Genomic DNA, 12392 nt, shown 5'->3' on the forward strand with positions numbered 1-12392 from the left:
GTGTCACCGGAGTGTGAAGGGCGGTGAAGAATACGGAATGCGTATCGACTTCTAGTTGACTGGTTGGTAAAGTGCCTAGCACTCATTGTGACTCGGCGATTTGGACAACTGGCCGGAGTCCTCAAAACGTTCGAATCCGGAGGGTTAATCGAATGCCTGAGCCGGCGGACACCGGGCGGCGAATCAAAGAGCTACGAGTCAGCGCGGGAATGACCCAGCACGAACTCGCCGGGTCCGAAATGTCCGCCAGCTACATCTCCCTCGTCGAACGCGGTAAGCGCATTCCCAGCGGACGCGCTCTGAAGATCCTGGCGGAACGGCTCGGGGTCGGCGTGACGGAAATATCCGGCGCGGCCGAGTCCACGGAATCCGCCGGCCGGATCCGCCGGCTCGACCTGGTCGGACGATTGGTCGCGGCCCGTCGGCAATGGGAAGGCGGCGACGCGGAAGGGGCGTTGGAGGAATTCCGCGCGCTGGCCGGTGCCGAACCGGGCGCCCGCCCGGACGACGTATCCACCGAGGCCCAACTCGCCATGGCCGAAATACTCGGCTCGCTGGGCCGCGCCGACGAGGGCGCGGATGTCCTGCTGCGGATGCTGGACGGGCTCGCCCCGGCCGCGTTCGCCGAGGCCCGGCTGCGCGCCCTGATCGCCCTGGCCGACCTGCTGGAGTCCGCCGGGCGGGTCCAGGACGGGCTGCGCCACGCGCTCACCGGTTCCCTGGAGGCGGCCGCCGCCCGGGCGCCCGGCAGCGCCTTCCACGCGCTGCTCGTGCTCGACGTGCTGACCCGCTGCGCCTACTGGAGCGGCTGCGCGCACTGGGCCCCGGAGGCCGGCGACCACAAGCGCTCGCCGGACGGGGTGCTGCCCGGGCCGCGCGCCCGGATCGCGCTGCACCGGGCGCTGGACCTGTGGGACCGCGGGGAGATCGACCGGGCCGCCGAGCTGCTGGCCGAGACCGCCCGCCGGGTGACCCCCGCGGCCGGCTTCCGGCTCTGGGAGGCCGTCAACGGGCGCTATGCGCTGCTGCTGCTCGGCCGCGGCGAACGGACCGCGGCGCGGAGCATCGTGGAGCGCGGGCTGGTCGTCGCCTCGGTGACGCAGGACCCGGACTTCCCGCTCTGGCTGACCACCGCCGAGGCGGTCTGCGCCGAGGCGGCCGGCGACCGCGACCGGGTCCGCGCGTTGGGCGTGGAACTGGCCGGGCTGCCCGATACCGGGCGCTGCCATGAGAAAGCCGCCGCGCTTTCGGAGATCGCGGCGGCCTGTGCGCGGCTGGGGGACCGGGAAAGGGCGGCCGGGCACTTCCGGTATTCCGCGGAACTGTTCCGGCGGGCCCAGGCGTACCGGCACGCGGACCGGGCCCGGGAACGGCTGGCGGACCTCCTCGAAAAGCACAACTGACGTCCGCCGGGCGCACCGGGCCCTCGGTGGCGGCCACGGCCAAAAGCGCGGTCGACGCCGCGCTGCCGTCATTGCGCCGCCAATGCGTCGCTATTTATTCGCTTTCTTCCCCAATCCCAGGAGGGCGAACAACGCCTCCGCGCCGCCGACGATCGCCAGGACCAGTCCGGCCTTGTGGAGCGAGACGTATGGCGTCTCCACTTCCTTGGTCGTGAGCCACAGGATGACGCCGACGATCGCCAGGAAAATGCCGACGGCAATGCCCTTCATGAGTTCCCTCGTCCCTTGTTGCCGTTGTCGAGCAGGTTGACCGCTCCAGCGTCCCGTCCGGATCCGGGGGCGCGGATCATCCGCAGGTAGGCACTTTGCCCGGCGTCCCCTGTCACTTTCTATGTACGCCGGGCCCTCCCCGGGGGCCGGCGTACGGGTGCGTACCCGGGGCGCGCCGGGGTCGCGGTCGGCACCACCGCACCGTCTCGACGCCCTGTCAGTCAAGTTTCATGACTCTTGTAGTCACGTTCGGGGCGGCGTTTCCGCTGGTAGCAGCCCTTCTTTGCAGGTCCGACCGGCCCTTCCTTGGGTGATGACTCCGCCGAGACTGTTGACAGCTCAGTGACTCCACTGTCATCTTTCTAGTCATGCGGACGCCCCGAGCGTGACAAGGGGCAGAAAAGTAGGAGGGCTTCATGGAGTTACGGGCGGCAGAACGGCGGCGCGTCGTCGTCACCGGCTGCGGCGTGGTCTCCCCGCTGGGGAACACCACCGCGGACTTCTGGGCCGCCCTCCTGGCCGGCCGCAGCGGCGTCAGCGCCGTCACCCGCTTCGACGCCGGCCAACTGCCGGTCCGGATCGGCGGCGACGTCACCGACTTCGACCCGGTCGCCACCGGCGTCCTCACCCCCCAACAGGCCCGGCGCACCGACCGCTTCACCCAGTACGCCGCGGTCGCCGCCGCCCAGGCCCTGGCCGCCGCCGGACTGCACCCGCCGGCCGGCGTCGACCCGCACCGCTTCGCCGCGGTGATCGGCTCCGGCTACGGCGCCGCCCCCGCGATCCAGCAGCAGTACGACATCCTCAAGGAGCAGGGCCCGCGCCGGGTTTCGCCGTACCACTCGGTGCTCACCGCGATCGACCACCCGACCAGCCTGCTCTCCATCGAGCACGGCATCGCCGGCCCCAGCCACGCGGTCTCCGCGGCCTGCGCGACCGGCGCGGTGGCGATCGGCGAGGCGGTCGAACTGATCCGGCACGGCCGCGCCGACCTGGCGCTGGCCGGCGGCACCGACGACTCGCTCACCGCCGTCGACCTGGCCGGCACCGCCAACGCCAAGGCCCTCTCCCGCCGCAACGACGACCCCGAGGGCGCCAGCCGCCCCTTCGACCGGGACCGGGACGGCTTCGTCATGGCGGTCGGCGCGACCGTGCTGACCCTGGAGGAGGCCGGGCACGCACAGCGGCGGGGCGCGCCGATCCTCGCCGAGGTGGCCGGCTACGCCGCGACCACCGACGCCCACCACGCCACCGCCCCCGACCCCACCGGCGCCGGCGCCGTCCGCGCCATGCGGGCCGCGCTCGCCGACGCCGGGCGGGCCCCCGAGGACGTCGGGCAGATCAGCGCCCACGGCACCGGCACCGTCCTCAACGACCGCATCGAGGCGGCCGCGTTGCGCGAGGTGCTCGGCCCCGACGTCCTGCGCCGCACCCCGGTCACCGCGGTCAAGAGCATGACCGGGCACATGCTCGGCGCGTCCGGCGCGGCCGAGGCCGCCGCCGCGGTGCTCTCGCTACGGGACCGCGTGGTCCCGCCGATCCGCAACTGCGACCACCCCGACGAGCCCGACCTCGACCTGGTCACCAAGGGCCCCCGCGACTGGGACGGCGACGTGGTCCTGAGCAACTCGTTCGGCTTCGGCGGCCACAACGCCGTACTCGTACTCACCCGCTACACCGGCTGAAGGAGAGCGACGCACCATGCGGGGACGACTGGTCACCCTGGAATGGCCCGGTGACGACGACTGGGCGGCGATCGCCGACTGGCTGCGGCCCGGCTCGCCGGCGGCCGTGCTCAGCGGCGACTGGGAGCTGCTCGGCGCCGCCGACGTGGAGGCCGCCAACCGCTCCGGGCGGGTCAGCCACATGGTGATCCGCACCCACAACGGGGACCGCATCGGCACCGTCAGCTACCAGCGCACCGGCCGGATCGGCGGCTACTCCGTGGGCGGCGCGATCGGCACCCCCGAACTCTGGCGCCGCGGCTACGGCGCGGAGGCCGTCGTCCTCCTCGTCGACTACCTCTTCCACCAACTCAACGCGCACCGCGTCCAGGTCACCACCGCCGCCTACAACAAGGGCATCATCCGGCTGATGACCAAGACCCAGTTCGTGGTCGAGGGCATCCTGCGGGACCACTGCTACCTCGACGGCGAGTACCACGACGCGATCGTGTGGGGCATCCTCCGCGACGAGCACTACGCCTCGCTCAAGCCCAGCGAGACCAACCGCGTCCTCGCCGTCGGGCTGGCGGACTTCGTGCCCGAGGACGACAAGGCCCAGGCCCGCGAGATCCTCGCCGGGCACCTGGCGGAGACCGGCCGCAGCGCCGTCGCCGCCTTCCTCCAGGAGGCCGGCCCGCGCCCGCTGCGCGACGCCGCCGAGGACGGGCGGGGTGCGGCATGAGAGACGGCGCCGAAAGCTTCGCCCTGGCCGACCGGGTCTTCTTCGACTGGCCCGGCAACTGGGACCTGGCGGCCACCCGCTTCCCCGCCCCGCCGCTCCCCGACGGCTGGACCCGCGACGACAACGAGACCTGGACGATCTGCCGCCCGCCCGCCGGGGACGGCCCCCAACTCCCCGACCAGGGCTGGAAGATCCACGTCTCCGCGGTCCCCGAGGACGCCGAGCGCACCCTCGTCGACGTCGCCGCCTACTGCACGGGGCACGGCCTGCACTTCAAGTACCTCAAGAGCGCCAACGTCGTGCGCGCGCTGAGCCGCAAGTACGCCCAGCGCTCCTCCGCGGGCAAGCTGCTGACCGTCTACCCCGTGGACGAGGCCGAGTTCGCCCGCACCCTCGACGGGCTGGACGCCGTCGTCGGCGGCCGCCCCGGCCCGTACGTCCTCACCGACCTGCGCTTTCGCGAGGGCCCGCTGTACGTCCGCTACGGCGGCTTCCGCACCCACTACACCGAGGACGACCACGGCGACCTCGTCCCCGCGATCCGCCGGCCCGACGGCACCTGGGAACCGGACCGCCGCGCCCCCGTCTTCCGCACCCCCGAGTGGGTCGCCCTCCCGGACGTCCTCAAGGACTCCCTGGCCGCCCGTCAGGCCGTGGACGACTTCCCCTACCGGATCACCGGGGCGCTGCACTTCTCGCACGGCGGCGGCGTCTACCGCGCCGAGCCGACCGGTCCCGACGCGCTCGGCGCCGGCCAGCGCACCGTCGTCCTCAAGGAGGGCCGGCCGCACTCCGGCACCGACGGCGTCGGACGGGACGCGGTCGCCCGGCTCGCCCACGAGCACGAGATCCTCAGCCGGCTCGACGGACTCCCGGGCATCCCCCGCACCTTCGGCACCTTTCAGGTCCGCGACCACCTGTTCCTGGTCCTGGAGGAGATCGAGGGCAAGGACCTCCAGTCCTGGCTCGCCGGCGGCTACCCGCTGACCGTGCCGGAACCGGACGAGGCGGCGGTGCTCGCCCACCGGGACCGCGCGCTGGCCCTGTTCGGCCGGATCGAGGAGCTGATCGCCTCGGTGCACGCCCGCGGCGTCCGGATCGGCGACCTGCACCCCGGCAACTTCGTCATCCAGGACGGCGACATCCCCGTCCTGCTGGACTTCGAGGTCGCCGACGCGATCGACCTGGCCACCCCCAGCAGCCTCGGCGCCCCCGGCTTCCACCGGGCCGACGCCACCGGCGCGGACGGCGACCACTACGCGCTCGCGGCCATCGCCCTCTGGCTGTTCCTGCCGCTCGCCGCGCTCTGCGGCCTGGCCCCCGACAAGGCGCCGGCGCTGCTGCAGACCGCGGCCCGCCGGTTCCACCTCCCCGAGGAACTGGTCGCCCGGCTGGCCGTCCAACTCGCCCCGGCCGCACCGGCCGTACGGGCCGACGGCACCCGGCCGCGCACCCTGGCCAGCGCCCCCGGCCCGTTCCCGCCCCCGGACCTGCTCGCCTCGCTCGACCGCGGGCTGCGCGCCAGCGCCACCCCGGACCGCGAGGACCGGCTGTTCCCCGGCGACTTCGCGCAGTTCGCCGAGGGCGGCGCGGGGTTCGCGCACGGCGCGGCCGGCGTCCTGTGGGCCCGGCACACCGCGCTCGGCGCCCGCGACGAGGCGCACACCGCCTGGCTGCGGGCCGCCGCCCGCCGGGTGCCGGCCGAACGCACCGGCTTCTACGACGGACTCCACGGCATCGCCTACGTCCTCGCGGAACTCGGCGACACGGAAGGGGCGTTGGAGTCCCTGGACCGGGCCCGCGGCAAGCTGGCCGACCGCCGCTGCCCCAGCCTCTACCGCGGCCTGGCCGGCGCCGGCCTCAGCCTGCTGCACTTCGCCGACGCCTGGGACGACCCCGCCCCGCGCGAGCGCGCGCTGCACCTGGCCGACCGGCTCGCCGACACCCTGGCCGCCGCCCGCCGGGAACCGGTCGAGCACCGCCGCCGCACCGGCTCCGCGCACGCCGCCGGCCTGATGTACGGCTGGTCGGGACCGGCGCTGTTCCTGCTCCGCGCCCACCAAGCCACCGGCGATCCGGGCCTGTTGGACGAGGCGGTGCGGGCCGTCCACCGCGACCTGGACCGCTGTTCCTCCGGTCCGGGGGACACCCTCCAAGTGGACGAGGGGTTCCGGCTGTTGCCCTACCTGGACAACGGCAGCGCGGGCATCGCCCTGGTCGCCGCCGAACTCCTGCGGTACCGCCAGGACGCCCGGATCCGCGAGGCGCTGCCGGCCCTGCTGCGGGCCTGCTCCTCCGACTTCGTCATCGAGTCGGGCCTGTGGGGTGGCCGCGCCGGACTGATCGGCACCCTGGCCACCCTGCGCGCGCTGGTCCCGCAGCCCGCGGAGAGTGCCGAGCGGCAGCTCGCCCGCCATCTGACCAACCTTCAGCACCACGCCATGACGCTGGACGGCGCGACGGTCTTCCCCTGCGACGGCCGGGCCCGGATCTCCATGGACGTGGCCACCGGTGGAGCCGGCGTACTGCTGGCCGTCGCCACCGCCGAACGGGGCACCCCGCTGCTGCCGTTCCTCACCGACTCGCGGTCCGCCGCGGCCGTCAACCCGGCCGTCCCGGAGCGCGCCAGCGGCGCCCAAGGCGCCGCGACCCCCACCGTCCCCTCCGGGACGGCGGGCCCCATGGAAGACGCGGAAGGGAGGTGTTCTCGATGACCATCATGGACCTTCAGGGCCTGGAGGTGCCGGGCGAGCGTGAGGCTCAGGCGCTCGGCTCCACCGTCAGCACCGGCTGCTGAATGACGACGGCGGACCGCGTCCCGTCATGACACGGCCTGCCGGACCGGGTGTCCCGCAACGGCACCCGACGCATCAGCGCTGCTGTCCACCGCTCCTGCTCACCCCCGGAGGGAGGTGTTTTCGATGACCATCATGGACCTTCAGGGCCTGGAGGTGCCGGGCGAGCGTGAGGCTCAGGCGCTCGGCTCCACCGTCAGCACCGGCTGCTGACGCACCGCCCGGTGTCCGGGAACACCGGAACTGTCAACAGTACACAGAACCAAGGGACTTCGGAAGGGAGGTGTTTTCGATGACCATCATGGACCTTCAGGGCCTGGAGGTGCCGGGCGAGCGTGAGGCTCAGGCGCTCGGCTCCACCGTCAGCACCGGCTGCTGACATCGCGCCCGGTGACCCGCCCTGCGGTGCGGGTCACCGGGCCCTCGCGTCGGGCACCAACGGACCGACGGCGGACGGTCCACGGCAGACGGCACGGGGAGGACGACGATGGGCACGGCCGGGCAGCACCCCGCGGAACGCGGCGCACCGCTCGCCCTCTGCGTCATCGGCTGCGGCCCCCGCGGCGCCAGTCTCGTCGAGCGGATCCTCGCCAACGTCCCCGCGCTGTACGGCGATCGGCCGCTCGCGCTGCACCTCGTCGACCCCTACCCGCCCGGCGCCGGACGCACCTGGCACACCGACCAGCCCGGCCTGCTGTGGATGAACTCCGCCGCCGACCAGGTCACCGTCTACCCCGACGCGACCGTCGACTGCGCCGGCCCGCCGCGCCCCGGCCCCACCACCGCCGCCTGGCTCGACGGCCCGCTGCACGACGGCGCCTACGCCGCCCGCCGCGACCAGGGCCGCTATCTGCGCCGCTTCTTCGCCGAGGTGACCGCAGCGGCACCCGCCTCGGTCCGGCTGCATCTGCACCGGGCGCGCGCGGTCGACCTGCGGCGCACCGACGACGGCCGCCAGGAGGTGCTGCTCGACTCCGGCCGGCCCGTCCGCGCCGACCGGGTGGTGCTCGCCCAGGGGCACCCCGACGTCCTTCCCGAGCCCGCCCCGCCCGGCCTGCTGCGGATCGGCCCGGGACCGGCCGACCCGGCCGCCCTGGAGCGCATCCCGCCCGGCGCGCCGGTCCTCGCCCGCGGCCTCGGCCTGGTCTTCATCGACTGCCTGGCGCTGCTGACCGAGGGTCGCGGCGGCCGCTTCGTCCGCACGCCCGAGGGGCCGCTGCGCTACCTCCCCTCCGGCCGCGAGCCGCGCCTGTACGCGGGCTCCCGGCGCGGCGTCCCGCTCCCCCCGAAGCCGGCCCCGGACCCGGCCGGCCCGTCCGCCGCCGAGGAACCCGCGCGCTTCGCCACCGCCGCCGCCTGCCGGGCCGCGCTCGACCGTCCCGGCGCGGACTTCGACCGCGACCTGTGGCCGCTGTTCCGGGCCGAGTTGGGCTGGTGGCACTACCGCGCCCTGTTCGCCGCCGCCCCCGAGCGCACCCGGATGACCTGGCCGGACTTCGACGCCCAGTACGCCGTGCTGGTCACCGACGCCGGCCGGCTCGCCAAACTGGCGGCCGCGGCGGTGCCCGACCCCGCCGACCGGCTCGACCTCGACCGGCTGGCCGCCCCGCTGGCCGGCCGCACCTTCGCCGACTCCCACGACCTCCAACGCCAGCTGCGCGCCCACCTGGTGACGACCCTGCGCCGCCGCACCGGCCCGGCCGCCGGCACCGAACGCGCCCTGGTGGACGCCCTGCGCCGCACCGGCGAGATCGTCGAGGAGCTGTGGCGGGCCGGCGACCTGGCCGGCACCGCGCTCGTCGACGCGCTGCGCCGCCTCGCGCTCGGCACCTTCCTCAGCTCCGGACCGCCGCCGTTGCGGGCCGCCCAACTGCTCGCGCTGGCCGAGGCGGGCATCGTCACGTTCACCGGACCCGACCTGCGGGTGACGGCCGACCGCGACGCCTTCCGGGCCACCAGCCCCGCCGTCCCCGGCACCGTCCACGAGGCGGCCGTCCTCCTGGACGCCCGGCTGGCGATGCCGGCCCCCGACCGCCTCGCCGACCCGCTGCTGCGCGCGCTGTGGCGGCGCGGCGAACTGGCCCCGACCCCCGGCGGCGAGGGCGCGGCGCTGCCCCGGCTGGACGGCCCCGCGCTGCACCCGGTCGACGCGGACGGGGCCGTCCACCGGGACCGCTTCGTGCTCGGCCCGGCGCAGTTCCCGCGGCCCGGCGCCAACGCCACGGCGCTGCGGCAGACCGACGCCCTCGCCCGCCGCCTGCTCACCGGCGGCTGACGCGGCGCGGGCGCGGCCCGCCCGGTCCGCTCAGCCGCGCGGCGTCAGCCCGTACTGCTGCGCCAGGATCGCCGCCTGCACCCGGCTGCGCAGGTTCAGCTTCGACAGGATCCGGCTGGTGTGCGTCTTGACCGTGCCCTCCGCGAGGTGGAGGGTCTCGGCGATGGCGCTGTTGGCCTGGCCGCGCGCGATGCAGGCCAGCACCTCCAACTCCCTTTTGGTGAGCGTCTCCAGCGCCTGTGCCGCCCCGTCGGGCAGCCCGGGCCCGTCCGCCGGCATCGGTGCCTGGTGCGTGAACTCGCCGATCAGCCGCCGGGCGATGGCCGGGGTGAGGAAGCCGTCCCCGTGGGCCACGTCGCGCACCGCCCGCACCAGCACGGCCGGTTCGGCGTTCTTGAGGATGAAGCCGCCCGCGCCGGCCCGCAGCGCCCCGAAGATGTACTCGTTGAGGTCGAAGGTGGTCAGCACCAGCACCTGCGCCAGCCCGCCCTCGACGATCCGGCGGGTGGCCGCGACGCCGTTGAGCAGCGGCATCTGCACGTCCATCAGGACCACGTCGGGCCGGAGTTCGTCGGCCATCCGCACCGCCGCCTCGCCGTCGCCGGCCTCGCCCACCACCGTCAGGTCCGGGTCGGTCTGGAGCACCAGCACCAGCCCGGACCGCACCGCGGCCTGGTCGTCGGCGACCAGCACCCGGATGCCCGACCCGGTGTCCTCGGGGCCCACCGCCCGCACCTCCTCCACGGTCCGTCCCGCCGCCTGCTGTGCCTGCTGTGCCGCTCGCTCCACTGTCTGCTCCCCTTCTCGCTCGCTGCCCGGTGCGGGATCGGCCCGCGTCCGCGGGCCTTCCTCTTCAGGAGTTCCGGTCCAGCGGCAGCACCGCCCTCACCCGCCACCGTCCGGGGGCCGAGCGGTCGGGGCCCGCGTCGAACACCCCGCCCACCAGCGCCGCCCGCTCCGACATCCCGGCGAGGCCGGCGCCGGCCCCGGTGGTCGGCGGGTCTCCGGGCCGCTGCTGTCCCCGCCCGCCCGGGCGGGCCAACGGGCTGTCCACCCACAGGGTCAGCTCCTCGGGGCCGGCCTCGCAGCGGATCCGCACCCGCCCGGCCGCCGCGTGCTTGAGGCAGTTGGTCAACGCCTCCTGCACGATGCGGTACGCGGTCACCTCGATCACCGACGACACCTCGGGGAAGTGCTCGGGGAACTCCGTGACCAACGTCAGCGCCGCCGCGTCGGCCGCCGGTCGGGCCTGCTCCACCAGCGTGGGCAGCGCGCCCAGTTGTGGCCGGTCCCAGTCGTCGTCGACCGCCCGATCGGAGCGCAACAGCACCACCATGCGGCGCATTTCGGCCAGTCCCTGCACGCTGTTCTCGCGGATCACCGCCAGCGCCCGCAGCACCGGGTCGTCGGCGTCCGGCGCCGCCCCGTCGGCGCCCTTGGCCTCCTGGAGCGAGAGCACCGCGCTGGAGTGGATGGCGATCGCGCTCAGGTGGTTGGCCACCAGGTCGTGCAACTCCCGGGCCATCCGGGTGCGTTCGGTCTGGAGCACGGTCTTGCGGTCCAGTTCGGCGAGCCGGTTGATCTGCGCCGCCCGTTGCCGTTCGGCGTCCGCCTGTTCCTTGTGGTTCCGTATCAACACCCCGGTCCATACGGGCGAGATGAGCAGCAGCGCCACGATGAGCCCGGTGGTCACCCCCTCCGACCGGTCGCCGATGAGGAGGAAGACCACGGTGGCCGCCATGGTCGCCGCGACGGTCCCGAACTGCAGCGCCCGGCACAGCCACGGCGCCCCGTACAGCGCCGCCGCGTACAGGAGGTCCGTGTAGATCAGCACCGGCCCCAACCCGCCGCTGACGGCCGCCTCCAGGGTGACGGTGACCGTGCCGACGAGCACCGCCCGGCCCGGCGCGACGCTGCGGAAGGCGGTCGAGCCGCACAACACCGCCACCGGCAGCACCGCCTGCCACACGGGGACCTGCCCGCCCATCACCCGGGCCCCGCCGACCACGTAGAGGATCAGACAGCCGGCGAAGAACCCCACGGCCAGCCGGAGATCGCGCAGCGGTATCGGCGTACGGGGTGGCCGGGGCATTGCGAATTGGCGTAACCACACACCAGGACAGTACGTCCGCCGGATGCGCGGACGCCTTGCCCTGACTGCCGAATTGGATCGCCGTTCCGTACATCGAAGTATGTAGCCGGACATCGGCAGGAGGGATGACTCCAAGGTTACGGAGGACATGCAAACCTTGGCCTGACTGTATCGATCGATGTAGGCGAAAAAGGGGGAGGCCAAAGTCGCCACCGATTGCCGGCCGTCGCCTTCCGGAACGGCCGAGCCGCCGCTCAACTGTGGAGGACGGAAAGTACGTGGAAACGAACGCCGCTCTTCTCGATCTCGCCCCGGAACTCGCCGACCACGGTCTCCCCGGCCAGGACGGCACCGACCAGGTGCCCGTCTTCGTGGTTCCCGTGGGCCCCGGCCCCGAAGGATCCGCCCCACCCACCGGCTCCGGGAGCGAGCTCACCGCCGAGAGCTGTCCGGGCCTCAACGGCCATACCAGAGCCACCCTCGACGCCGCCTCGCGCGGCTGGCTGCTCGCCCGACTCCCGTCCCGGGTGCGCACCGCGATGACCGCCGCCGCCCACTGGGAACTGTACGGAACGCACGGCCTCCTGGTCGTGGCCTGCGGCGACGGCGCCCGCCAGATGGGCTTCTCGGTCGAGTCCGTGCGCCACGTACGCCGGGAGTCCTCCCCGCTGCACACCCCCTACGAGATCCTCACCCCGCACGAGTCCCGCACCGCCGCCGCCCGCCCGGCCGCCGAACGCGAACGCCTCATCACCCGATACTGGGTCCGCAAGGACGCCGCCCTCCAGGCCGTCGGCAGCGGCCTCTCCCTCGCCCCGGAGCGGATCGAGGCCGGCTTCCCCTCCGACACCGGCACGGTCGCCGTCCCCGGCCCCTGCGGCACCGAAATCCCGGTCCGCGTACGGAACTTCCGCTTCTCGGCCGCTTACGAGTTCGCGGTCGCCACCCCCGAACCGCCCTGCGTCATCCCGTCCTTCGCCTATTCCTTCCGCTGACCCCGCGGCGCCGGCCGCCTTCCTTTTTCCGCCGCCTCCCCGGCGGAAAAAGGAATCCCGCCGCGCGCCGCGACAGTTCATTTGCGCCACCCGGCAATCGTCCGGCAGGGGCCCGCCCGGGTGAAAAACAATCCCCTCGGCCCGCCCGGAACTTCC

Annotated in this window: 12 protein-coding genes; 9 read left to right on the top strand and 3 right to left on the bottom strand. The window is 74.0% G+C overall.

Annotated elements, in window-relative coordinates; all coding sequences use genetic code 11:
- The first annotated feature begins 152 nt into the window (after positions 1–152).
- Positions 153–1403 carry a helix-turn-helix domain-containing protein gene (locus PV796_RS20570; protein WP_274914769.1) on the top strand — a complete coding sequence of 417 codons (1251 nt, stop codon included), beginning with the start codon at positions 153–155 and terminating at the stop codon, positions 1401–1403.
- A gap of 90 nt (positions 1404–1493) precedes the next feature.
- On the opposite strand, the gene PV796_RS20575 is transcribed toward PV796_RS20570, so the two are convergent.
- Positions 1494–1673 (bottom strand): DUF5708 family protein, encoded by a 180-nt coding sequence (locus PV796_RS20575; protein WP_274914770.1) that lies wholly within the window; start codon positions 1671–1673, stop codon positions 1494–1496.
- A 416-nt stretch (positions 1674–2089) separates the two neighbouring features.
- Between PV796_RS20575 and PV796_RS20580 the strand changes: the two genes are divergently transcribed.
- From PV796_RS20580 to PV796_RS20610, 7 genes are all read left to right on the top strand, one after another.
- The gene (locus tag PV796_RS20580; RefSeq protein ID WP_274914771.1) at positions 2090–3358 is read left to right on the top strand and encodes a beta-ketoacyl-[acyl-carrier-protein] synthase family protein; all 1269 of its coding nucleotides are present in this window, start codon (positions 2090–2092) and stop codon (positions 3356–3358) included.
- Positions 3359–3374: 16 nt separating this feature from the next.
- Positions 3375–4079, top strand: a complete 705-nt coding sequence (locus tag PV796_RS20585) for a GNAT family N-acetyltransferase (RefSeq protein WP_274914772.1) — start codon at positions 3375–3377, stop codon at positions 4077–4079.
- Entirely contained in the window at positions 4076–6793 is a 2718-nt protein-coding gene (gene lanKC, locus PV796_RS20590; protein ID WP_274914773.1) for a class III lanthionine synthetase LanKC, read from the top strand. The genes PV796_RS20585 and lanKC overlap by 4 nt, the downstream gene beginning before the upstream one ends.
- Entirely contained in the window at positions 6781–6876 is a 96-nt protein-coding gene (locus tag PV796_RS20595) for a class III lanthipeptide (RefSeq protein ID WP_274914774.1), read from the top strand. Before lanKC ends, PV796_RS20595 begins: the two co-directional genes overlap by 13 nt.
- A gap of 124 nt (positions 6877–7000) precedes the next feature.
- A complete protein-coding gene (locus PV796_RS20600; protein WP_199812551.1) occupies positions 7001–7087 on the top strand; it encodes a class III lanthipeptide in 87 nt (28 codons plus the stop codon).
- A 79-nt stretch (positions 7088–7166) separates the two neighbouring features.
- Positions 7167–7253 carry a class III lanthipeptide gene (locus PV796_RS20605; protein WP_199812551.1) on the top strand — a complete coding sequence of 29 codons (87 nt, stop codon included), beginning with the start codon at positions 7167–7169 and terminating at the stop codon, positions 7251–7253.
- A 108-nt stretch (positions 7254–7361) separates the two neighbouring features.
- Complete coding sequence (locus PV796_RS20610) at positions 7362–9149, top strand: FAD/NAD(P)-binding protein (protein ID WP_274914775.1); 1788 nt, start codon at positions 7362–7364, stop codon at positions 9147–9149.
- Positions 9150–9179: 30 nt separating this feature from the next.
- Here the strand turns inward: PV796_RS20610 and PV796_RS20615 are convergent, their stop codons facing one another.
- Positions 9180–9875 (bottom strand): response regulator, encoded by a 696-nt coding sequence (locus PV796_RS20615; RefSeq protein ID WP_376568727.1) that lies wholly within the window; start codon positions 9873–9875, stop codon positions 9180–9182.
- Positions 9876–10002: 127 nt separating this feature from the next.
- Positions 10003–11241 (bottom strand): sensor histidine kinase, encoded by a 1239-nt coding sequence (locus PV796_RS20620; protein WP_274914776.1) that lies wholly within the window; start codon positions 11239–11241, stop codon positions 10003–10005.
- Between the two features lie 278 nt (positions 11242–11519).
- Here PV796_RS20620 and PV796_RS20625 point away from each other — a divergent pair, with 278 nt between their 5' ends.
- On the top strand, positions 11520–12236 hold the full coding sequence (locus PV796_RS20625) for a 4'-phosphopantetheinyl transferase superfamily protein (protein ID WP_274914777.1): 717 nt from the start codon (positions 11520–11522) through the stop codon (positions 12234–12236).
- Positions 12237–12392 lie beyond the last annotated feature (156 nt).

The sequence above is a fragment of the Streptomyces sp. WZ-12 genome (assembly GCF_028898845.1).
In the GTDB taxonomy this organism is placed as follows: Bacteria; Actinomycetota; Actinomycetes; order Streptomycetales; family Streptomycetaceae; genus Streptomyces.

Excerpts from the sequence above, each read along its gene's own strand:
- PV796_RS20580 (WP_274914771.1), top strand. The coding sequence starts at position 2,090 with ATGGAGTTACGGGCGGCAGAACGGCGGCGCGTCGTCGTCACCGGCTGC.
- PV796_RS20610 (WP_274914775.1), top strand. The coding sequence starts at position 7,362 with ATGGGCACGGCCGGGCAGCACCCCGCGGAACGCGGCGCACCGCTCGCC.
- PV796_RS20600 (WP_199812551.1), top strand. The coding sequence starts at position 7,001 with ATGACCATCATGGACCTTCAGGGCCTGGAGGTGCCGGGCGAGCGTGAG.
- PV796_RS20575 (WP_274914770.1), bottom strand. The coding sequence starts at position 1,673 with ATGAAGGGCATTGCCGTCGGCATTTTCCTGGCGATCGTCGGCGTCATC.
- lanKC (WP_274914773.1), top strand. The coding sequence starts at position 4,076 with ATGAGAGACGGCGCCGAAAGCTTCGCCCTGGCCGACCGGGTCTTCTTC.
- PV796_RS20605 (WP_199812551.1), top strand. The coding sequence starts at position 7,167 with ATGACCATCATGGACCTTCAGGGCCTGGAGGTGCCGGGCGAGCGTGAG.
- PV796_RS20620 (WP_274914776.1), bottom strand. The coding sequence starts at position 11,241 with ATGCCCCGGCCACCCCGTACGCCGATACCGCTGCGCGATCTCCGGCTG.
- PV796_RS20570 (WP_274914769.1), top strand. The coding sequence starts at position 153 with ATGCCTGAGCCGGCGGACACCGGGCGGCGAATCAAAGAGCTACGAGTC.
- PV796_RS20585 (WP_274914772.1), top strand. The coding sequence starts at position 3,375 with ATGCGGGGACGACTGGTCACCCTGGAATGGCCCGGTGACGACGACTGG.